Source organism: Blautia sp. AM28-27 (genome assembly GCF_003480905.1).
GTDB classification, from domain to species: Bacteria; Bacillota; Clostridia; order Lachnospirales; family Lachnospiraceae; genus Fusicatenibacter; species Fusicatenibacter saccharivorans.
Genome location: NZ_QUJK01000017.1, coordinates 1 through 20864 on the forward strand (window position 1 = coordinate 1; position 20864 = coordinate 20864).

Consider the following 20864-nt stretch of genomic DNA (forward strand, 5'->3'; position numbering starts at 1 on the left):
TTTAAGTTTGTGGGATAAGTTTGTGCAAAATTCGATATTTGCTCATTTATAGTATTAAAAAATGATCTGCACCTAGAAATAGTTGATTTTGAAAAAGATTCAGAATTTTCATAAATTTTATATCTGATTTTTGATTATCCGCATAAACACTATACTTTCAAACATTTTGAAGTATAGAAAACTATTCATTTTACCACGAATTTACCACGATTGAATGAGCCTTGATATGACACAAAAACAACATGGGAGATAGCACAAATATCTGTGTATCTCCCGTTTTTCATTCATGTAGTATGATTATTTTACTCTGATTTCAAATTTCAAGATTGCTTTCATCATTTCTGTATGGATTTGACCTTTTAATTCTTCATCAACCTGCATAATGATTTTACCACTTTCAGAGTGGTAAAACGGACGCAAGCATAATTTACATATATAAGCGTCATAAAACTTCAAAATCTCTCTTATGGCAGTTTCATTTCCAGCAGACGCTTGACATATTACTTTTAATGTAGGGTAGCCATATTCTTTTTTCATTGGTTCAATTCCTTTCTTTCAATACTGTTTTTAGTTTCTTCAATCCGTTACTTCTTCTGCGATAAATAGCAGAACGTGATACATGATATAATTCGGCTATTTCTTGGTCGCTCATACTTTGAAAATAGCGTAATAGAATTACATCACGCTCTTTATTCGATAACTTATATAAAGCAACAGCAAGTTTCTCATTTGATATTTGAATTGTAAAATTCAAGACTTCAAACGAAATGTAATCACAAGAATAGTTATCCTTAGTTACACATTCAACATTTTTCGTATCTGATAATTCACAGAATAAAACTTCACGCTTAGAACGTCTTGCAAACTGTCTGTTTCTGTTTTTTACTGTGCATTTAATAACAGTCATCATCAAAGCATTAAACTGTATTCTAACGATATGCTCGAAAGAAGATGGGTTCATAATCTCACCTCCTTTCCGCATACGCTGAAATATATAAACGGAGATACCGTCTATATCTTTGGAAAATACAAAAAGAAGAACAAGAAAAAAGTCCGTACAAAATATACCGTCTGTACGAACTTTTAATATTGTAAAATATTTAGTTGTTGATAAAATGCTGTTAGGTAGTGCATAATCGTATAAGATTATTCCTAAAACTTTCCACAGCAGTTACTTTCAATGCTTTTATATCTTGCTTTTTTAGTCCTATCATAAAGTTTTCCATATAACCGCTTAATAATTTGATTACTTGTTAAAATAGTTATAATGCAGGCGACTATGTGACTGATTAAAATCGCTATCCAAACACCATTTAAATTTTCTGCCAGCCAAGATAATAGATAGGCAAAAGGAATACGAATAATAATATAGTAGAATATCATTAGTATCATACTTTTTGTTGGTTTTCCTATACCATTTAAAGTACCTAAGTAGCAACTAGTAATAGTGTAAAGAACATAACCGATACTAACAATTAAAAAATAATGGCTGACAACATTTGTTACAGCTACGTTGGAAACAAACAATTTTGCCAACTGTTTAGAGAAGAAAATAACAACTGCTGATAATACACTTGAAACAACAATACCATATTTTAACGCCAATTTCAGATAATTCTTTGCTCTGTCGATACGTTGTGCTCCAATACATTGCCCTACGATTGAAGTCAACACCATATTAAGAGCCATAGCAGGATAAAATAATATCATTTCTAATTTTCCAGCAACTCCGTAGCCAGCAATAGCAGAAATACTATAAGTACTAACAATAGCAGTTAAAAATGTTGTACTAATAGCAGGAATACTTTGTTGAATGACAGACGGCACAGCATTTTTTACAAACGGCATAATCTCTTTTGTATCAAAATCAGATAGTGAAAGGTTAAATAATTTTTTACGATAAATATAAATGCACATAAACGCCAAACAAATAATCTGTGATATTAAGGTTGCGATTGCCGCTCCGTGAAATCCAATTATGTTAATGAAAATAGGATCTAAAATAGCATTCAATAAAGTAGACACAAGCATTGCAACTGCTTGAAACATAGTATTGCCAAAACTTCTTAAAATGGCTGTAAAGTATAAATACAAATAAACTGCTACATATCCCAAAGCATATATAGATAAGTAATTTTTTGCCATATCAAAAATTTCAGTCGGTGTATTTAAAACTATCAAAATAGGCTCTAAAAAAATCTCCAACACAATTGTCATAAACACTGAAAGAATTATAGATACAAAAAAAGAAGTAACTATAATATTCTTTTTCTTTTGCTCATTTTTCGCACCAATTACCTGTGATAATAGAATGGCTAACCCGTTTGTTGCTCCCATACCAATTGAAGTTAAGATTAAAATAATAGGTGTCGAGTTTGTTAACGCTGCGTATGCCTGCTCACCTAACAAATTTCCAATCCAAAGACTGTCTACGAGATTATATGCCATATTTAAAAACATAGCTATTATCATAGGAACAGTCATTTCAAGTAAACATTTTTTTGTGTTTCCGTTTACAAAATCAATATTTTTGTTCATTTTAATTCCTCCTATTGAATGAAAATTATTCATTTAATTTATTTAAATATTCCCTGCCTTTTGGCAGGGGAAGATTTAAAGCCTAAACAAGTCCCTAAAAAATGCCTTTATCCGTGAACTCTTTTCTTTAATTGATATATCGGTATTTAAAATAATTCCTAGTTGTCCATATATGCAAAAACTGGCATACATTTCAACATCATTGACTTGTATTTCATTTGTGTAATTTGCTCTTTCAATAATTTCAGATACAATAGGAAAAAGTTTTTCACATACATTCAATGTTAATAAATTATGGAAATTTTTATTTTGGTTATTATGAAAAACTGGATAATATGTATCATCTTCTTGTTCTGCAAAAAGTATCATCTTCCGCAAAATATCTTTTAAACTATCCTTTTTTATATTTATATTTTTTGTCATATTGGCGACTAAAATATTTGAATATTCATTGATAGCAGACTGAAAAAGTACATCTTTTGATGGGAAATATCTATAACATAATCCTTGTGCTATTCCAATTTCTTTTGCTATGTCTGATATTGAAGTTTTTTCAAACCCATTTACACTAAATAATTTAATGGCTGTTTCTAAAATTTCTTGTTTACGTTCCTCTGGTTCTTTTGAAATACGCATTGTTTTCTTTCCTTTCTTGCGGTTTAATTATTGTATGCTATAATTAAACAAGATCTTGTGCCAAAAGATTTCCATTCAATTTCGTGGAAGTCTTTTGATAATAATAACAACATTTCCTTTTTTGAATAAATCTTTACATCTCCACTATTGCTGTGTTTCATATAGTAATTCATTATCTGTCTTGCTCCGATTGGTTGCCAACAATCACCGATAATGAAAACTCCATTTTGCTTTAAACACCTAGACACTTCTTTCTCTACAATATCTGGTTGTGGATAATGATGAAATGAGTCATTACATACAATGGCGTCAAAAGAACTATCTTCAAAAGGTAATCTCTCAGAGTCGCCTAAGATAAGTGTTGCATCATTTCCTAGTTTATTTTTTGCAATTTCAAGCATATTGGGAGATATATCTATTCCAAATAGTTGTTCTGCTATATTTAATTCTTTTATTTCTTTAAGTAACGCACCCGTTCCACAACCTAAATCTAATATAGAATGTATATTCTTATTTTTTAAATTTTCTATAATCGGCTTATAGAGTTTTCGAGCATGTTCCCCCTGAATATTTGTATCATAATCGGCAGCTTGCTTATCAAAAGTCTTTTGTGATTTTTGTTTCGTAATATTCATGTAATCAACTCCTTTCACTAAAATTATATCTCGTGAATGAACGATTGTCAATGAATAAAATTCATTGAATTTCATTCATTTCAAAGACGTGTATCTCTGATTTAAAATACACGCCTTTTTGATTACCCTACAATCTTCCAGTTACTATTCCTTATATAGCCCAAATTTGTACCGTGACAATTTCATTGATATTATCCGATTTACCACAAATCAAATTTTATCTTTTCTTCCTCTTGATTACCCTCCACAGAAAAGAAAAAGCCCTGTCAAGAGCCTTGCCACCATTGGTGGTGCTTTGCACTCTTTACTGGGCTTTTTGTTTGCTGTATCTTCTACAAAGAGGGAAAAAGTTATTCGTCCTCATCATCAAAATGGTTATTTTTCAATACTTCCCGTAATAATTCCATATCTTCTTTTGAATTGGGGTTTATCATTTTTACGACTTGATAAGGTGTCCTATATTTATGTCCCTCTATGCTTTCCCCGAACATATCCATGCTGTATAAATCATCATAGCGGTCTAACAGTTTTTGAAACTTCAAATGCTGGATAAATTCTTTGATTGGATAAAGGTCGGACGCTACAATACTTTTCCCGTTGATGTAGTCGGTAATATATTCCCGTAACTTTTCCAACTCATATTCCAGCCATTCTTCCTCGCTGTCAAAGAAGTTGTCATAATGTCCATGTTTTAGTTCTGCATTTAATCGTTCTTCAATTCTTAAAAACTGGCAGACTTCCTTTTCGGATTGATTAACATACTTCCATTCTCCCGATAATAATTCATTGGGCATTACACCCAGCACGTCCATTATCTTTTCTAATGTATCGAAGGTAGGAAAATTCACACCTCGTTCAATCTTGGAAAGGCTCTGCATATTGATACCGATTTTATCCGCAAGTTCCTGTTGTTTCATTCCTCTGTGTTTTCTTATGGTCTGTATGTTCTCTCCTAAGAAACTGATTTTCTTTTCGTAATGCTCCATAACTTAGTATAACCGCTCCTTTCGTTGCTTTTCTTGGTATTTATAAGCATATCATACTTAATCTACATCTAAAAGTCAACAAAAACTTCTTGACAAGTAATTCTAATGGCGTTATTATCGTATCAGATAGAGTGATTAAGCACGATAAGGTCAATCACACGCTTGAGTAAGCATAGAGAAGATACATTTTCACTTTGATAGCATGAATAAGCATGGACTATCAGACCGAAAATAGTGGTTTCCAAAAGGGGCTGGCTGGACGGGGCACGTCCCCCAGACGTGTTCGGACAGACAGTTCCTTTTGGAAAAGGAACGCCTAAAGGCGTTCGCAGAGGGCGTATATGTAACACCGCCCTGCGCATACATGTCATAGTACCTAGAAACTGTGATAAATAAAGGACAAAACACGATTTTTACCCCGCAAAAAAACGGGAAGTACGAAAGGAGTAATGCACTATAACTACACACAAAAATTTATCCGTTAAGATTGATTACATCAGCATTGTATTTGATACTGCAACCGCTGAAGATGTAATCATGCACATTTTAGGTTTACCGACTGACATTTTCAATGTTTATCCAGCAACGATAAAATTCAAGACTTATCAAGCACGCTGGCAGATTGGAGATATTTATGTATCGGGGGACGCAAGAAAGACAGAGGACAACCCACAGGGGCTAGGCTGTTATCTTGTTATGACTGGCAGAGGTTGTGATGATATTTTCCGTATTCTCGATAGTAGGAATTGTACCTTTGGAGATATGTTCCGACGTTGTGAGCGAAGATACGGACTGGATAACTTCCATTTTACAAGACTTGATATTGCCATTGATGATAAGAACGAAAAGCCATTCTTTACCATAGAGCAGATAAAGAAGAAATGCGAAAAAGAGGAATTTATTTCTAATAGTGAGGGCTACCACTTTGACGAAAGCAAGTTTGATGATTTCGACACCGCAAAGACTGTTTATATCGGTGCTGGTAAATCGGGATTGTCCTACCGCTTTTATGATAAAGATAAGGAAGTCTGTTCAAAACATAATAAGACACTTGATGAAGTTGGCAGTTGGAAACGGACAGAAATGCAACTGCGTGATGATAAGGCTCATGCTTTTGCCATGACATTCAAAGACAGACCGCTGGAACTTGGGGAACTGGCTTTCGGGCTATTGGCAAACAACCTACGCTTTGTCGTGCCAAACAGAAATGAAAGTAATAAGAGCAGATGGAAAACGTGTCGGTTTTGGGAACGCTTTTTAGGGGCTGTGGAAGTCTTGAAAGTGCAAGTACCGAAACTACATAATTCTCTTGAAGAAACACAGCAATGGCTCACAGAGGGTGGCGTGATTTCCGCTGTCAAAAGTTTTTACTTCTTAGAAGAACATGACGCATTAGGTGGACTGGAAAAAGTGGGAACTATGCTTGATAAGGCAAGATACAGTAATTCCCTTTCCAGCAAACTAACCGCCCACTTACAGAGGATAAACCGCACCGACCTTATCCCCTATATCCAGTATGACACAAAACAAGGGAAAGGGGGTATCTAATGAATAACAACGATATTCCTGTATGGGAAAAGTACACCCTTACCATTGAAGAAGCGTCAAAATATTTCCGTATCGGAGAAAACAAGTTAAGACGATTGGCAGAGGAAAACAAGGACGCTGGCTGGCTCATTATGAATGGCAACCGCATACAGATTAAACGCCGACAATTTGAAAAGGTCATTGACAAATTGGACGCAATCTAATGCAAATGAGCCTTGTATGTGTTATGATGAACACAAGTCATATCAAGGCTCTTTCCAACAAGGAAAGGAGCAGACACCATGAAAGAAAAAAGACGGGATAGCAAAGAACGTATCCTGCATACTGGAGAGAGCCAACGAACAGACGGAAAATACTTATATAAATATGTGGACGCATTTGGAAACACAAAATATGTGTATGCTTGGAGATTGACACCCACAGACCCGACACCAAAGGGAAAACGGGAAAAACCCTCACTTCGTGAACTGGAACAGCAGATAAGACGGGATATTGAGGACGGTATCGACAGCACAGGCAAGAAAATGACGCTTTGCCAACTCTACGCTAAACAGAACACACAGAGGGCAAACGTGAAGAAAAGCACACAGAAACAACGGGAACAGCTCATGCGGTTATTGAAAGAGGACAAGTTAGGTGCTAGGAGCATTGATACGATAAAACCCTCTGACGCTAAGGAATGGGCATTACGCATGAAAGACAAAGGCTTTTCCTATAACACCATTAACAACCATAAACGCTCGTTAAAAGCGTCATTCTATATCGCCATACAAGACGATTGTGTAAGGAAAAACCCTTTTGATTTCAAGTTAAGTGAAGTCCTAGAAAATGATACCAAAGAGAAAGTCGCATTGACAGAGGAACAGGAACAAGCCCTACTCTCATTCATCAAGACGGACAATGTGTATCACAAGTATTATGATGATGTGCTGATACTGTTAAAGACAGGACTTCGTATCTCGGAACTGTGCGGACTGACAATCATGGACGTTGATTTTATCCATGAGGTTGTGGTTATCGACCACCAGTTACTAAAGAGCAAGGAACAGGGTTATTATATTGAAACGCCTAAGACAAAGAGCGGAATAAGGCAAGTGCCATTAAGCAGAGAAACAATACAGGCATTTCAACGGGTTATGAAGAAACACCCAAAGGCAGAACCATTTGTGATAGACGGACGGAGCAATTTCCTATTTGTCAATCATAAAGGCAAGCCCAAAGTTGCGATTGATTACAACGCCTTATTTGTCCGTATGATAAAGAAATACAACAAGCACCACAAGGACAATCCCTTGCCACATATCACACCGCATACGCTACGCCATACATTCTGCACAAGGCTGGCAAGCAAGAACATGAACCCGAAAGATTTACAGTATATCATGGGGCATTCAAATATCAGTATCACAATGAACTGGTATGCTCATGCGTCCATAGATACCGCAAAATCAGAGGTTCAGCGTCTAATCGCATAAGAAGTATTTACCACGATTTTAACCACGCTTGATAGCGAAAATATAAGAAGATAGACCTAGATATGTGAGGTTTACCACAAAAGAAAAATGCCCGTAGAGCCTATAAAATAAGGCTTTGCGGACATTTAAGAAGATATAAAAAGATAGTCAAAAAGACATATATAATTTAAATGAAATAATAAATGAATATTACGATGGTGTGAGTGAATATATTAAAAATCATAATTTTAGACTTTTCTTTCAAACGAGGTTATTTATATGAGTATAGTTGAAAAAATTCAAAATTTACCGGAAAATACTGTTACACAAGATGATAATTTTATAATGCTTTCAGAAGCATTGTCTGAATATCATCGCCTAATTCAAGAGGGAAAACTAGTTCCTCGTAAAAATAATTTAGAAAACATATACACTACTTATTCATTTCACAGTAATGCAAATTATTAAAATTACAATTTTGTTATCATTCTGTTATCACAAACGGTTGTCAGGACACTCTCCCGGCAACCGTTTTTCTATACTGTTCGTTATTCTTTTCCACTCTTTTTTATATTTCCAGGTAACAGAAAAACCCGTAGAACCGAAGTTCTACGGGTATCTTACGTTTGGACACAACGTTATCTTACGATAACAAATCTATATTCAGATTGTATTACTCAATGATTGTAGCAACACGTCCTGATCCTACTGTTCTACCACCTTCACGATACTTTAATCCCGTTTTACCTCATATTTTTTATGGTTTTCTCTCCAAAATACAGTGAAAAACGGCTGAATTGCACCACCTATTTTGATTTGCCTGATTTCTTGGCACCGTTTTGGCACCGGAGAATACTCAAACCGATTTTCTTCTGTAGATACTAGATACTTCTCTACCAACTTTATATTGCACCGGTAATTTTTAACTGTTATAATCGAAACATGGGTGCTACCATAACGGTAGGCGGTTAGTCCTTCTCCAGAGGGACTGTGACCCTCTGATTACATAGAAACCTGTAAAGGAATCCATTGGAAAGGAGGGCTAAGCCAATGAGTATTATTGACTTCATAGCAGTAGTGAGCTTCGGCTTAACCTGCTTTAGTATCGGATATACATTAGGCAAAGATAATCATAAACCACAAAAATAACCGCCCTGGTCTGGTAAACTAAGCGGTTATCTTTGATGATATTCTAAATAGTAAAACGGACTAACCGTCTATCGGTAGCACTCTTTTTCTATAATCATATTAGCACGCATCTGTGGAAATGTCAAAAATTTTCTTCTTTCTCAACTATATCTATTTCCATACATTTTTACAACCTATTTCAAGTGTTCCTCAAAAATTAATTCGAGTTCCTTATTCCCTCTCAAGAATTCATACTCTTTCTTATTTTCAATTTCCGAATACAATTCACGAACAAAATTTTTTCCAACTCCCGAAAAGGCTTTTCCCTGTGCAGTATCTTCATACCTGTAATACAAAGGGGATTGTGTCATATTCCAAGGCTTCTGTGATTCACTTAATAATTGCTTAATTAACTGAACACATTTTTCTACATCTTTTCGATATCCAGCAATCAGCAGATATGGCACTGTGTTGCCGTAATTCCATAGTCCAAACAACGATATCATGTGATCTGTAATCTCAGCAATTCTCTCTGCTTTATCATGATTTCCTGTTTCTTCTTCCATTTCAATTAACTTATACAAGTAGCTTTGAATATTGACAACTGCCTGTAGCAGTTTCCCTTCCAGGAATAACGCAGCAGTGTCTGTTCCTTCCTGATGTGCTAATACACTTGTTTTCATAATCGTTGCATCAATTACAGTATCAGGAATTTTTTTCAAAAGGGCATTTGCTTCTTCATATTTCTCCATTTGGACATATTTTGTTGCAAGTATAAAAACGCTTGAATTTCTCACTCTTTCATCCTGACTGTCTGCTGTTCGTTCCAGCCACTCAATAATAGCTGTATTATATTCCATTCGTTCTTCGCCATTAAGATCTGACAAAGTCAAAGATCCGTTCAGAACGGTTGCGATCGTATATATTAATAAGTCGCAATGAGGATACTCCTGTATTTTACGAGATGCCATCTCGAAAGCCTCTGTAAAGCTGTCCAATGAAACTTCCGAAAGTTCATTCACAAATTGTCCAATCTCTTTTTCGGTCAATTCTTCACGAAACGAAAACAATTCATTCATATCAATTTTCAATAATCGTGCCAAAGCTGGAAGTAATGAGATATCCGGATATGTATTTCCCTTTTCCCATTTATTTACCGCAGGAGTAGAAACACCCAGATAATTTGCCACCTGTTCTTGTGTTAATCCCTCAGTTTTTCGATAGTTTTTTATCTGCTCACCAATACGCATTGTTCGCACCTCCTGTCCTTATTTCCATTATAGCGTTCCCAATACATGTTTACAATTGAGCCTTTGTTTACTTATTACTTTCTTTTTTTAACTTTCAATTAATTTTCTCTAATATTTATATCATCAGCAACAAACTGCCCACAAATTTAAGAACGGGCTACTAACCCTCAAACGACAGTGCATTACATTGCATCAGCTAAACCAACCTTGTTATCCTGAATCACCACTCCTTCATCTTCGCTTCATGCCTATTTTTCATAATTTGCAACTGGTATATAATGACAGGGATTAGAAAAATCACAGCAACTATGCCTAAAATAACAGACCGATTTACGGTAGCAAATGCCACGAGCATAAGCATTAATAAAAGCCAGGGATTTCGCAAATTACTGTAATAATTTGCCCTATCTTCATAGGACGTATGAAGTTCAAAAGGTTTTCCATCATTTTCTTTTTCTACAATCAGCAATTCCCTGTTAAATGTTGTAGTGTTTGTTGCAATACGACCGCCAATTTCAGCCCACGGACGCCAGCGAACTTTACCAACAGAATAATTAAGATTGATATTTTTATAGAATACGGAATATCCCATTTCTTCCAAGAAATCATGGTAATCTTCAGCATTAGCTTTTGATTTTTGTCCTATAAACTCCACGTAATATTGAACTTGACCTGGCTTACATTTTTCAAATTCATAGAGTAATTTTCCCGTTCGAATAAGGCGATAACCTTTTTCAGCCATCTTATTCAGCCAGTTTTTCTGTACCGTCAATAGCCCGCCAAAAAAACGATAACACTTTTTGCTCATAATGTACCTCCTACAATTCCGCTTGCAATACCTACAAGTTCACGAAGTCTGATAAGTTCTTTTTCAGCTATCTCCTTTCCTTTTACAGTGATAAGATACTCTTTTTTTCTACCTTCACTATCTCCGAAAAGCTCAATCCATCCCTTTTCCTGCATTGAATTTAATGCACCATATAAAGTGCCTGCTCCCAATGAAAGCCGCCCACCTGTTTTTTCTTCAATGAACTGCATGACAGCATATCCGTGTTTAGGTGAATAGAGTGAAAGCAAAATATAGAATGTCACTTCTGTGAGTGCACCACTTTTCACATTATCCCTCATAGCATCCCCTCCTTATTACGGTTACTGTAATAACTATATCAGTAACCGTAATAAAAATCAAGAGATGTGAAATAAATCTTAATAAGCCGGATAGTATTATACTTTTCCTGTTCAGTCCTTTACAACTAATACTTATATATAAAGTATTTCTCTCAACACCATTTCTTCTGCACTGGCTTTTATATTATTCATCAGCCTAACCCACTTCGTCTGGTTCTGTACCTTTAATTCTTCAGTTACACCCTGTTTTTCTGCCATCTGTTCCATAAGCATTTCCACCTGTTCTCTGCTCTCCTGATCAATCTGATTCAGGTGTTCCGTCAGCTTTCCAGTCAACAACAAATATTGATATTTTGCTAATCTGTGTTCCTTCAGAAACTGTTTTCGCAGCATTCCATATTTCCCATATATCGGTTTTTCTTCATTCAATACCAAATTCGGCAAATAATAATCTCCATGCAAAGTATAGCTTAATCCGTTCTTTTCATCATAAATGTGTGTTTCCATAATCTTATCTCTCCATTTCTCTGTTTTTTGATTTAGTTTTCTTACGCTGCTGATTCTCCATCTCGCTTTTTTTCATTCCCCATGCCAATCTTTCATGAATATTTCCCTTCGGCATTTGCTCCATCCGTCGCTTTTCTTCCAGGACTTTCTCGTTTTGAATATCCTGCTGTACTGCTGTATCTACAGTTTCTATTCCAAGAACACGCACAACACGATCATACCTATCAGAAACACCTTGCAATATATCTTTTTCTTCTGACAATTTCTGATTGTCTTTACGTATATCATCCAGTTCTCTCTGAATAGCATTATATTTCTGTTTCACCTTTTGATATTTTTTCTTCCACCCTTCCACCTCTTTCGTGAGTTCTTTAACCTGAGCCGCCATTACAGCAACCTTATTCTTTATTTGAAGAAACAGTGGTTTAATTTTTTTGTCTCGATAGGTTACTGCCCGTTCTAGCGTGCCCGCCTCCGGCAGTAACATTTTAACTGTTCCATATTCTTTGATTTCTTTGCTCACACTATCCATAATCGGTTGTAGCTGTTCTCTGCGATCTTCCAGGCTTTTTAGTTCTTTTTCTGCGCTCCCTGCCTTTTGTTCTGCTTCTTGCTTCGCCTTGATTGCCTGTTCCTTATCGTCTTTTAAATTCTGGATATCTGCTCTGGATTCTGCAATTTGTGCTGTTAATTCTTCTTTTTCAGCAGTTAGATGCTCTTTTTCCTGCTCCAATTCCTGTACTTCCTTTTTCCGTTCTTTTTTCTTGAAGTTATAGACATCCAGATGTTCCTCATGAGTACCTTTCTGTTCCCATTCAATTCCATACTGCCTTGCAATCTCTGCCAGTACTTCTTTTTCATGATTTATCCACTGATTCAGCTCCGTATCATGCTTATTTCCACCTTGAAATCCAAGACCTTTTAATGCCTGTTTCAGCGAAACTCTGGTATCCATTCCTTTTCCTTTCCAGCCCGTCACATAAGGAATAAAGTCAATATGAAGATGTGGAGTAGCCTCATCCTGATGCAAATAGCAACTAAATACCCGAAGTGTCGGATTCCGTTTCTGGAAATCTTTTACATACTCATCCAGTACGTTTACAGCCAGATTTCCTGCTTCTGTTCCAACAGCCATATCTTCTCGGTTTCCAATCTGGAAAATCACTTCATGGAACAACTTTTCCTGTTTTCCCTGCCGGATTTTTTCATAGTAATTTGTAATCTTCCGGTCTTTTCTTTTCCCGGTATTGTATCTCTCCACAGCATCATCAAATAACTCTTTGTAAACTTCTTTCAGATTTTCATTCTGGTAACAAATATTTAATTGTACTCTGTCTGGGTCTACATTCTCTGCGAAAAACTCTCTCCTGTTATGAGCCAGAGAACCTTTCCCAATCATACCGCTAATTGTTCGTTTTATCATAATGTTTCTCACCTCTTTTCTAATCAAGTGCTAGATATGGCACATAATTTTTATTCACGCCAGTAATAGCGATATTAAGAAACTTTCGCCGGATACGGCGGTTTTGTTACTTTTGTCAAAAGTAACGCAAAAGCACTTTCGACAGCCGTACCGTCCATCAAAAGTACCCTTGCGCCCTGCCGGGGGCTATTCCTCCCGTTGGTCGGTTCACTCCTGCGTTACTTGTATGGCTGAATTATCCCGGTATCCTTGCCCGGATATATTCCAGATCACCACAATACGGTGTTCCTACAAGATACCATTCTCTTGCAGGATTCATTTCCATTCTAGTCTGAACCCATTCATCATCAAGCAACACTTCCAGGCATTCTCCACAGTGAAATCCTGTATCAATCCATAGATCTGATGATAATAATCCATATCTTTTGTTATAACTGTTATATCCTAATCTTCCTTCTCGCATTATGCCATTCTCCTTTCATTTAGCGTTTCCGCAGGGACGCCCTGAATCAGGGCTCCCTTTTGAAAATTCTCTTCTCCACCAACAAACTCCCGGCTACATCTTACCAGCTTTCTACTTGTCTGCTATCTACAGGTGCGTGACACGCTCCTGTAATAAAGTAGTCAGAAAGAACCTTTACCATCGAAAGTTCTCCGGTATTCCCCGTCTGTCCAGATATTCCTGCCGGAACTTTTCCCTTTCTTCTTCCGTTGGTGCTGTTTTGGATTTGCTATACACTTCACGATTCACCATTGCATCCAGTTTTTTCTCCAATCCCAACCGGATTATTTCTTCGCCATCGTAGTTATCCATCAAAAAATATTGCAGGAGTTGAAAAAATAACTCGTATGGAATCTGTACATTTTTATTTTGCATCTGTTCTCCTTTCAAGGTGGCAAGATTCCCTCTTCTTAAGAAATGGTAATCTTGCCATCTTCCATTTTTATTCTGGCAGCATCCAATACCATTGCTTTCCACGTTTTACAGAATCAATTTCAAGTTCCCGTTTGGCATTCCATAACGTTTTACTTTTTATTCCTCTGGTTTCGGCTTCTTCTGCAATTTTCTTTTGAGTCATTCCTCCATTTGCCAGTATTTCAAGGAGAAATTCTTTTGCTTTCCGACTTTTCTGCCCTCTGCCGTCTCCATTAAGAAGTTCATCGGCACTGATATCATATTCTCCAATCCATTCAAAGCCATTATTCTTATCCAGTCTGAATGCAATGGACGTTCCTTCCGGTGCAAGAGAACTCTTCGTATGACATACCACTCTTACTTCCGGTTCATCTTTCACTCGCCCGACAATCAGGACACTTCTTGCAGCAGCCTGAAAATCAATGGAGCCAAGTCCTCGATAAGAAGATTTGCCGTTGCTGTTTTTGTTCATATGACCGATTAAAATGACTGCACAGTGATATTTTTCTGCCAGCACTGCGACACGCTTCATCAATGGCCTGATCTCATTTGCCCGGTGCATGTCTACGTCTGCTCCCAGGAATCCCTGTATCGGATCAAGAACAACCATTTTTGCTTTTGTCTGCACGATTGCTTCTTCCAAGCGAACATCTGCCATCGTCAGTGGCTGATCGCTGTCATCAATCACCAGCACCTTTGAACAATCTGCACCTGCAGCAAGTAATCTGGGTTTGATAGTATCTCCAAGACCATCTTCTGCTGTCTGATAAATCACATTTACAGGTGATACAGAAGACTGTTCCTGCATATTGTCTTCGGGATCTAAATCCACATTCTCGCCATTGACTTCATCGCTTCTTTTTTCTTTTGTTTTCGTTGTATCAGTAACAGGAAGAATCGGCTCTCCTCTGGTCAGTTTTGCAATAATCTGAAGTACCATCGTTGTCTTTCCTTCTCCAGGATCCCCCTGTATAATGGTCACTTTTCCATAAGGAATAAACGGATAAAGCAACCATTCTATCTGCTCAACCTCTACTGAATCCATGTTGATCAGTTTCAGTTTTGGTTCTGTTCTGCAATTCTCAATTTTATTTTTTTCATTCATATTTATTTCATCATCTCCTCCTGCCCCTCCGGGCAAGTCTCTGATGAACAGATATTCGGGAATTGTTGTATCATTCAATTCGTGATATACTGAATCTGCCAAGATGGTATATCAGTGAATCTGATTATCAGAGAACTTGCTCAGATTATTTATCTGGGCTTTTTCTTTTGCCTTTTCAACATTCATCTCTTTCTTCTCCCAATCCGGTAACTGCATTTTCATTATCCAGCAGATTTGCAATCTTCCTCTGCTGATTTGGATAAAGATGTCCATAAGTGTTCAATGTGATACGAATATCTTTATGACCTAATCTGTCCCGAATCAATAACGGTTCCACACCTTTCTCAATAAGATAAGCCACATGGCTGTGCCTGATATCATGCACTCGAATTTTCTTCACTCCTGCCAGCTCAATCTGCCGTTTCATTTTATGCTGTACCGCTTCCTGAACAACTGGAAACAATCTTTCCGTATCCGGCATTCCGTAGTGACCATCTACAAATTCCTTAATTTCCTCTTTCAGGAATTCTGGAATTTCGATTGTCCGAAAGGACTGTTTTGTTTTTGGTTCTGTGATAATATCGTGCATTCCTGTTCGATAATAAGTCTTATTGATACTAAGCTGATTCTTTTCAAAATTGATATCAGCTTTTGTAATCGCAAGCAGCTCCCCGATCCTGCACCCAGTCCAGAACAACATCTCAAACATAAGATAATATCTTGTTCCTGGCTCCATTGTCTGTATAAACTGTTTGTAGTCGTCCAGTGTCCAGAAGTTCAAACTTCTCGAATCCGAATTTCCCATTCGTTTCACTTTCTTGCATGGATTAACCGGCAGATCATAGATTTTAGCTGCATGTGTAAACAGACTGGTCAACTGATTCTGAATCATTCTCAGATAAGAATCTGAATATCCTTTTTTCTGAATTTCATTCTGCCACTGAATAATCTGTGAAGCCTTGATCTCACTCATCATCTGATTTCCAAAGTATGGAACGATATGCTGTTGCATCATATATCTTTTATTTTTGATTGTTCGATCTTTTAGGTCATTCTGTTTATCTGAAAAATAAATCTCAATAAAATCGCTCAGTTTCATATCCATACTTCGCTCAGTGCTCAACTTTTTACTTCGTTCAAACTCCAATGCTTCTCGCTTTGTTTCAAATCCACGCTTTCTGCGTTTTTTCTTCTCACCCATAACATTTGTCTCAAACCACTGGGCTGTCCATTTTTTTGTGTCTTTTTCTCTGTAAGCCATATTGATCCTCCTTAATTTCCTGCTATTTCATAGCCATACATCTTTTTTGCCCAAAACGCCTTTGGTATTCTTCCAGCCATCGTAATATATCCCTGTGCAGCCAGTTCCTTATTCATAGCTTTCACCAGTTTGTAAGCATAAGATTTTGAGCAGTTTAATTCCTGTGCCACTTCATCAGCACTCATCATATAATTGTAGCTTGCCATACTGCATCCTCCTTTCCTCTCCAGATACAGAATACGTTTACTGTATTTCTATATCTGTACGATTTTCGTAAATTGATAATATCATGTATTTATTTCATTGTCAATATTTCGTAAACATATTTTTACGAATTTCGTATATTATTTTCTCTTTATTTTATTCCAGGTCTGTGCTATGATATTCTATAGATTTATGTTTTTCGTAATTTTGCAATATATGAAAAAGGAGGATTCTATGGGTGACGGTAAAAATTTAAAGAAATATCTTGATGAAAAAGGCACAAATGTCCGTAAAATTGCAAAGGCAACCGGAATCAGCGCCACAACCTTATATTCAATTATTCAAAAAGATTCCAATATTCGATTTGATTTTGCTTTAAGACTTGCAAATGAATTACAAATTGATGTGAATGAGATATGTTCTGCCAGTCCATTTTCTGGCACAATTAAGGAAGAAGAGATTTATCCTACACTTCCAGACGGTTTGAACGGAGCATTAGACGCAAGCCGTGTAAAGACTTATTTAAAAAATTCTATGTACCCGTTGATGTATCTTTTCGGTAAGAACAGTATGCCTGATGTAGATAATCTGCTCACATCGTTCTATCAGCTTGATGATGAAGCCAGACAGGAAGTTGTGGAAACGATCCGTCTGAAACTGCAATATCATCGTGATCCGGAACGTGCTGAACAGATTAAACAGATCAAAGGTTGGTAGAAAAATTACTCCTGTGAATAGCAAACATTCTCAGGAGTTTCTTTTTTGGCACCGTTTTGGCACCGCTGGTCTGATTTTTCAATTTTAAATTTATCCGTATTTCATTTTACTGATAAATGTTTCGCTATTTCTAATCTGATAAATTTACGAACAATTCTTTTCTTAGAATACAGAAAAACCCCGGAAACCTTGCGGTTCCGGGGTATCTTACGTTTGGACACAATGTACCTTGCGGTACTCAATATATATTAATCAGTGATTACTCGATGATTGTAGCAACACGTCCTGATCCTACAGTACGTCCACCTTCACGGACAGCGAACCAACGTCCATGTCCACGCGAACTTTTTCCGATTCCCGCCATTACTACCATCACCGCGAGAAATCCACAACGTATGTGTTTCATCACTTTCTTCCGCAAAACCTTCTACCACATCGGCTTCTGCAGGCAAAACGGCAGCTCCAGTCCGTTTGCCTCAAGAAGCTCTTTGTTTGTCAATATTTCTTTCGTATCCCCGTCGCAGACAATCCGTCCGCCGGCCATCAGAATCACGCGATTGCAGGTTTCCAGAATCATATCGAGATCATGCGATGCGATGATTTTCAGATGTTCAAAATCGTTCAGTATATGAATTAACGTTCTACGGTTTTTTGGATCGAGTGCAATCGATGGTTCATCCATCAGAATGATATCCGGTGTCATTGCGAGGATCGTGGCGATCGATGCCATCTTTTTCTCACCGCCCGACAGCTTATAAATCTGCTTGTCCCGTAAATGCCCGATATGAATCTGTTCCAGTGCATGGCTGACACGCTGTTCCACTTCTGTTTCCAGCAGTCCGTAATTGCGTGGTGCAAATGCCACGTCCGCGAATACCGTCGACATGAACAGCTGACTGTCCGAATCCTGAAAGACATATCCGATTTTCTCGCGCACTTTCGGAAGCATCTCCTTCACAACCGGCATCTCCTCCACACGAATGCTGCCCTCATAGTCCGGATTTAGCCCGACCAGCAATTTCAGCAGCGTGGATTTCCCGACACCGTTCGCTCCAATCAGCCCGATGCTGTCATTTTCGTGTGCGGTAAATGTGATGTCCTGCAGAATCGGGACTGTTTTTTCGTAAGAATAATTAACATGTTCAAAATTGATGTGAATATGGCTCATTTTTGATATCTCCCGACAATTCTTTCCTCTTCCGCGTGCAGGCCACTGCACCGGGTTGCTTTTCTACATCTTCCGACTCGTTGCAAATAGATGTCTCCCCACGCAGCATTTCATCCCGTTACCTTCAGCACGGCAAAAAGTGCAAGCCACACGCCCAGATACAGCCAGTCCTTCGCTTTGCACGGCTCCTTCGCTGTATAGTAAAATTCTCCCCGATAGCCGCGCAAAGTCATGCTTTCATACACCTCATTTGCGCGGTCCATGCTGCGCAGAAGCAGCTGGCCGGCCAGTGTTCCCCATACCTTGAAATGAACACCCTTCTGATTCGGCGCGCGCAGACTGTACGCCTGGGTCATGCGGTTTGCCTCCTCGAGAAGCACTGTAACATAGCGGTACGTCAGCAGCACCTGTGTCACCAGAATGGCAGGGATGTGAAGCAGACGCAGTGCATAACAGATTTTTTCGATGGATGTTGTCGCAATCAGAAGATATGCCGCCAGTACGCTGTAAATGCCTTTGATCATCAGCGTCACCATGGAAAGCATCCCTGCTGTCAGCGGAACGGTACCAATATACCCGATTACCTGACGGTCAAAAATCGGATTAAACAGCCCCACAAAGCAGACAAGTGGCAGAACAATCCGAAGCCGCCGGATACTGTCGCAGAATGAAATTTCGCCGACGATAAAGAGTACAATCGGATAAATTCCCATGCGCAGCAGGCCGGTCAGATCGTATTTTTGAAAGGACATGGTTACGGTCAGAAAAACAATCGTTAAAACAAGTTTAACCAGTGGATGAAGCCTGTTCACCCACTGGTCCTTCGCCGCAAGCATATCCATATGATGGATTTCATATAGTGCATTGCCAAGTTTATTCATTTCTTTCTCCTGTTCCGTGCAGCTTATGACTTTTTCTTTTTAAAGAAACGGAATGCATAGCATGCACCGACACAGACAATAAGAACAACTGCGGATCCCGCAATTCCGGAAAAGCTGGTTCCAAACGTGGAATCGGAATTTTTAAATCCATAGTCCGGCAGAAGTGCCGTTTTTTCCTGAATTTCTTCCGCCGCTGCATGTGCGCCGGTTCCGTCGTTTTCCAGTTCCGTCGAACCAGTCAGACGCTCCATAGACCACTCAAGTCCATCCGGATTGGAGGATGCCGCAAGAGAAACGGCTCCGCCGATCACCAGTGCTGCGATTCCTAAGATCGCAATTGTCTTCTTGAAAGAAAATCGGCTCTTTGCCCTTTCTTCGCTGCACGAAAGCATCTCCGGGCGGGCTTCATAGACGAACAGCAGAACGGCCGCTGTAATCAGGCCTTCTACAAGACCAATCGCGAGATGAATCGGCTGCATTGTTGCCACAAATACCGAAAACGGCAGATCCGTTATGCCGGATGCAAGTGTTTCCAGTGCCACACTAAAAGCGCCAAGCTGCAGCGTCACCACGCACCCAAGGATGGAAGCACCTACAATCTTTCCGCGCGACATTCCCTTTTTCATCATCGGACGCCAGAACAGGAAATAACCGAGAAAGCACCCATAAAACGCCATATTCCAGATGTTGCACCCGAGCGCCAGAAGACCGCCGTCCGCAAACAGCAGACACTGGATCAGCAGCACACCGATCATTGTTAAAAACGCGGCATACGGTCCGAGCAACGCGGTCAGCATCATACCGCCGCAGAGATGACCACTCGAGCCTGTGCCCGGAATTGTAAAGTTAATCATCTGCGCCGCAAAGACAAACGCACCCATCACTCCCATCACTGGGATCTTTTTCGGGTCGCTCTCCAGGCGTACTTTTTTTACAGAAAAGCCAGCTACTCCGCCGGAACAGACATACATTGTTGCAGCCACTGCAGGCGCAACCAGCGCATCAGCCATATGCATAATGTTCTCCTCCTTTTTGGTTTCTGTTTTTTTCTTTTTTTACTTTACTACGCTAAAATTCGTCCTGCAAGCCCCCGTGGGGGTTATTTTTTGGGATTTTTTTATGATCCTTTTTGTTCACTTTTACCGATTTTTTATGAACATTTTGTTTAAATTTAAAGGGTGACTTTTTAACATTTATATGGTATTCTATAGACAACACAGACGGATATCCCGGTGTCGGGAGTCCGTACACACACTATCTCGAGGACAGGATTCCTGTCCGATCCGCGGCCGCCTGCACGTCATCGGGTCGCCGCGGTTTTTTCTACAGAAAAAAGCCCTCCGGGCAGGATTCTTTCTTATTTTAGTGCCAAAACCGGC

The 20864-nt window shown here is 38.5% G+C and carries 24 protein-coding genes; 5 read left to right on the forward strand and 19 right to left on the reverse strand.

The window, feature by feature from the left end; translation table 11 throughout:
• Nucleotides 1-297: 297 nt before the first annotated feature.
• The 6 genes from DW743_RS15000 to DW743_RS15025 form a co-directional block, all read right to left on the reverse strand.
• The gene (locus DW743_RS15000) at nucleotides 298-537 is read right to left on the reverse strand and encodes a helix-turn-helix domain-containing protein (protein ID WP_005946862.1); all 240 of its coding nucleotides are present in this window, start codon (nucleotides 535-537) and stop codon (nucleotides 298-300) included.
• A 4-nt stretch (nucleotides 538-541) separates the two neighbouring features.
• The gene (locus DW743_RS15005; protein ID WP_008728841.1) at nucleotides 542-961 is read right to left on the reverse strand and encodes an RNA polymerase sigma factor; all 420 of its coding nucleotides are present in this window, start codon (nucleotides 959-961) and stop codon (nucleotides 542-544) included.
• Between the two features lie 191 nt (nucleotides 962-1152).
• A complete protein-coding gene (locus DW743_RS15010) occupies nucleotides 1153-2538 on the reverse strand; it encodes an MATE family efflux transporter (protein WP_008728838.1) in 1386 nt (461 codons plus the stop codon).
• 75 nt (nucleotides 2539-2613) lie between these two features.
• Nucleotides 2614-3174 (reverse strand): TetR/AcrR family transcriptional regulator, encoded by a 561-nt coding sequence (locus DW743_RS15015; protein ID WP_008728836.1) that lies wholly within the window; start codon nucleotides 3172-3174, stop codon nucleotides 2614-2616.
• Between the two features lie 23 nt (nucleotides 3175-3197).
• Nucleotides 3198-3884, reverse strand: a complete 687-nt coding sequence (locus DW743_RS15020) for a class I SAM-dependent methyltransferase (RefSeq protein ID WP_223380606.1) — start codon at nucleotides 3882-3884, stop codon at nucleotides 3198-3200.
• Between the two features lie 275 nt (nucleotides 3885-4159).
• On the reverse strand, nucleotides 4160-4795 hold the full coding sequence (locus tag DW743_RS15025; RefSeq protein ID WP_005946876.1) for a helix-turn-helix domain-containing protein: 636 nt from the start codon (nucleotides 4793-4795) through the stop codon (nucleotides 4160-4162).
• 486 nt (nucleotides 4796-5281) lie between these two features.
• Between DW743_RS15025 and DW743_RS15030 the strand changes: the two genes are divergently transcribed.
• The 4 genes from DW743_RS15030 (at nucleotide 5282) to DW743_RS17890 (ending at nucleotide 8265) form a co-directional block, all read left to right on the forward strand.
• Nucleotides 5282-6343 (forward strand): replication initiation factor domain-containing protein, encoded by a 1062-nt coding sequence (locus DW743_RS15030; protein WP_173816749.1) that lies wholly within the window; start codon nucleotides 5282-5284, stop codon nucleotides 6341-6343.
• Nucleotides 6343-6546, forward strand: a complete 204-nt coding sequence (locus DW743_RS15035; RefSeq protein WP_002610247.1) for an excisionase — start codon at nucleotides 6343-6345, stop codon at nucleotides 6544-6546. The genes DW743_RS15030 and DW743_RS15035 overlap by 1 nt, the downstream gene beginning before the upstream one ends.
• 78 nt (nucleotides 6547-6624) lie before the next feature.
• Nucleotides 6625-7818, forward strand: coding sequence for a tyrosine-type recombinase/integrase (locus DW743_RS15040; RefSeq protein WP_003127058.1), 1194 nt, complete (start codon nucleotides 6625-6627; stop codon nucleotides 7816-7818).
• Nucleotides 7819-8076: 258 nt separating this feature from the next.
• Entirely contained in the window at nucleotides 8077-8265 is a 189-nt protein-coding gene (locus DW743_RS17890; protein WP_117762065.1) for a hypothetical protein, read from the forward strand.
• Between the two features lie 854 nt (nucleotides 8266-9119).
• Here the strand turns inward: DW743_RS17890 and DW743_RS15050 are convergent.
• The 10 genes from DW743_RS15050 to DW743_RS15095 all read right to left on the reverse strand — a co-directional run bounded on the left by DW743_RS15050 (nucleotide 9120) and on the right by DW743_RS15095 (nucleotide 16721).
• On the reverse strand, nucleotides 9120-10175 hold the full coding sequence (locus tag DW743_RS15050; protein ID WP_055281939.1) for a helix-turn-helix domain-containing protein: 1056 nt from the start codon (nucleotides 10173-10175) through the stop codon (nucleotides 9120-9122).
• Between the two features lie 220 nt (nucleotides 10176-10395).
• Nucleotides 10396-10983 carry a DUF2812 domain-containing protein gene (locus tag DW743_RS15055; RefSeq protein ID WP_118039265.1) on the reverse strand — a complete coding sequence of 196 codons (588 nt, stop codon included), beginning with the start codon at nucleotides 10981-10983 and terminating at the stop codon, nucleotides 10396-10398.
• Entirely contained in the window at nucleotides 10980-11303 is a 324-nt protein-coding gene (locus tag DW743_RS15060; protein WP_055056227.1) for a PadR family transcriptional regulator, read from the reverse strand. The genes DW743_RS15055 and DW743_RS15060 overlap by 4 nt, the downstream gene beginning before the upstream one ends.
• A gap of 132 nt (nucleotides 11304-11435) precedes the next feature.
• On the reverse strand, nucleotides 11436-11810 hold the full coding sequence (locus DW743_RS15065; protein WP_055258600.1) for a TnpV protein: 375 nt from the start codon (nucleotides 11808-11810) through the stop codon (nucleotides 11436-11438).
• 4 nt (nucleotides 11811-11814) lie between these two features.
• Nucleotides 11815-13233: a plasmid recombination protein gene (locus DW743_RS15070; RefSeq protein ID WP_117854834.1), complete on the reverse strand. Its 1419-nt coding sequence runs from the start codon at nucleotides 13231-13233 to the stop codon at nucleotides 11815-11817.
• A 235-nt stretch (nucleotides 13234-13468) separates the two neighbouring features.
• Complete coding sequence (locus DW743_RS15075; protein ID WP_055258605.1) at nucleotides 13469-13696, reverse strand: DUF5348 domain-containing protein; 228 nt, start codon at nucleotides 13694-13696, stop codon at nucleotides 13469-13471.
• 174 nt (nucleotides 13697-13870) lie between these two features.
• Nucleotides 13871-14110, reverse strand: a complete 240-nt coding sequence (locus DW743_RS15080) for a hypothetical protein (RefSeq protein ID WP_055258607.1) — start codon at nucleotides 14108-14110, stop codon at nucleotides 13871-13873.
• 67 nt (nucleotides 14111-14177) lie between these two features.
• A complete protein-coding gene (locus DW743_RS15085) occupies nucleotides 14178-15254 on the reverse strand; it encodes an AAA family ATPase (protein ID WP_117767277.1) in 1077 nt (358 codons plus the stop codon).
• Between the two features lie 175 nt (nucleotides 15255-15429).
• Nucleotides 15430-16515, reverse strand: coding sequence for a site-specific integrase (locus tag DW743_RS15090; RefSeq protein ID WP_118039264.1), 1086 nt, complete (start codon nucleotides 16513-16515; stop codon nucleotides 15430-15432).
• Between the two features lie 11 nt (nucleotides 16516-16526).
• On the reverse strand, nucleotides 16527-16721 hold the full coding sequence (locus tag DW743_RS15095; protein ID WP_055258613.1) for a hypothetical protein: 195 nt from the start codon (nucleotides 16719-16721) through the stop codon (nucleotides 16527-16529).
• A 232-nt stretch (nucleotides 16722-16953) separates the two neighbouring features.
• Between DW743_RS15095 and DW743_RS15100 the strand changes: the two genes are divergently transcribed.
• Nucleotides 16954-17436, forward strand: a complete 483-nt coding sequence (locus DW743_RS15100; RefSeq protein ID WP_015541737.1) for a helix-turn-helix domain-containing protein — start codon at nucleotides 16954-16956, stop codon at nucleotides 17434-17436.
• Between the two features lie 427 nt (nucleotides 17437-17863).
• Here the strand turns inward: DW743_RS15100 and DW743_RS15105 are convergent, their stop codons facing one another.
• The 3 genes from DW743_RS15105 to DW743_RS15115 form a co-directional block, all read right to left on the reverse strand.
• Entirely contained in the window at nucleotides 17864-18604 is a 741-nt protein-coding gene (locus tag DW743_RS15105) for an energy-coupling factor ABC transporter ATP-binding protein (RefSeq protein ID WP_055267210.1), read from the reverse strand.
• Between the two features lie 110 nt (nucleotides 18605-18714).
• The gene (cbiQ, locus tag DW743_RS15110) at nucleotides 18715-19485 is read right to left on the reverse strand and encodes a cobalt ECF transporter T component CbiQ (protein ID WP_055267212.1); all 771 of its coding nucleotides are present in this window, start codon (nucleotides 19483-19485) and stop codon (nucleotides 18715-18717) included.
• A gap of 23 nt (nucleotides 19486-19508) precedes the next feature.
• Complete coding sequence (locus DW743_RS15115; RefSeq protein ID WP_117762066.1) at nucleotides 19509-20501, reverse strand: energy-coupling factor ABC transporter permease; 993 nt, start codon at nucleotides 20499-20501, stop codon at nucleotides 19509-19511.
• Nucleotides 20502-20864: the final 363 nt, after the last annotated feature.

Coding starts and splice junctions, on each gene's coding strand:
- DW743_RS15000 (WP_005946862.1), bottom strand. CDS start 537: ATGAAAAAAGAATATGGCTACCCTACATTAAAAGTAATATGTCAAGCG.
- DW743_RS15005 (WP_008728841.1), bottom strand. CDS start 961: ATGAACCCATCTTCTTTCGAGCATATCGTTAGAATACAGTTTAATGCT.
- DW743_RS15010 (WP_008728838.1), bottom strand. CDS start 2,538: ATGAACAAAAATATTGATTTTGTAAACGGAAACACAAAAAAATGTTTA.
- DW743_RS15015 (WP_008728836.1), bottom strand. CDS start 3,174: ATGCGTATTTCAAAAGAACCAGAGGAACGTAAACAAGAAATTTTAGAA.
- DW743_RS15020 (WP_223380606.1), bottom strand. CDS start 3,884: ATGAAATTCAATGAATTTTATTCATTGACAATCGTTCATTCACGAGAT.
- DW743_RS15025 (WP_005946876.1), bottom strand. CDS start 4,795: ATGGAGCATTACGAAAAGAAAATCAGTTTCTTAGGAGAGAACATACAG.
- DW743_RS15035 (WP_002610247.1), top strand. CDS start 6,343: ATGAATAACAACGATATTCCTGTATGGGAAAAGTACACCCTTACCATT.
- DW743_RS15040 (WP_003127058.1), top strand. CDS start 6,625: ATGAAAGAAAAAAGACGGGATAGCAAAGAACGTATCCTGCATACTGGA.
- DW743_RS17890 (WP_117762065.1), top strand. CDS start 8,077: ATGAGTATAGTTGAAAAAATTCAAAATTTACCGGAAAATACTGTTACA.
- DW743_RS15050 (WP_055281939.1), bottom strand. CDS start 10,175: ATGCGTATTGGTGAGCAGATAAAAAACTATCGAAAAACTGAGGGATTA.
- DW743_RS15055 (WP_118039265.1), bottom strand. CDS start 10,983: ATGAGCAAAAAGTGTTATCGTTTTTTTGGCGGGCTATTGACGGTACAG.
- DW743_RS15060 (WP_055056227.1), bottom strand. CDS start 11,303: ATGAGGGATAATGTGAAAAGTGGTGCACTCACAGAAGTGACATTCTAT.
- DW743_RS15065 (WP_055258600.1), bottom strand. CDS start 11,810: ATGGAAACACACATTTATGATGAAAAGAACGGATTAAGCTATACTTTG.
- DW743_RS15070 (WP_117854834.1), bottom strand. CDS start 13,233: ATGATAAAACGAACAATTAGCGGTATGATTGGGAAAGGTTCTCTGGCT.
- DW743_RS15075 (WP_055258605.1), bottom strand. CDS start 13,696: ATGCGAGAAGGAAGATTAGGATATAACAGTTATAACAAAAGATATGGA.
- DW743_RS15080 (WP_055258607.1), bottom strand. CDS start 14,110: ATGCAAAATAAAAATGTACAGATTCCATACGAGTTATTTTTTCAACTC.
- DW743_RS15085 (WP_117767277.1), bottom strand. CDS start 15,254: ATGAATGAAAAAAATAAAATTGAGAATTGCAGAACAGAACCAAAACTG.
- DW743_RS15090 (WP_118039264.1), bottom strand. CDS start 16,515: ATGGCTTACAGAGAAAAAGACACAAAAAAATGGACAGCCCAGTGGTTT.
- DW743_RS15095 (WP_055258613.1), bottom strand. CDS start 16,721: ATGGCAAGCTACAATTATATGATGAGTGCTGATGAAGTGGCACAGGAA.
- DW743_RS15100 (WP_015541737.1), top strand. CDS start 16,954: ATGGGTGACGGTAAAAATTTAAAGAAATATCTTGATGAAAAAGGCACA.
- DW743_RS15105 (WP_055267210.1), bottom strand. CDS start 18,604: ATGAGCCATATTCACATCAATTTTGAACATGTTAATTATTCTTACGAA.
- cbiQ (WP_055267212.1), bottom strand. CDS start 19,485: ATGAATAAACTTGGCAATGCACTATATGAAATCCATCATATGGATATG.
- DW743_RS15115 (WP_117762066.1), bottom strand. CDS start 20,501: ATGCATATGGCTGATGCGCTGGTTGCGCCTGCAGTGGCTGCAACAATG.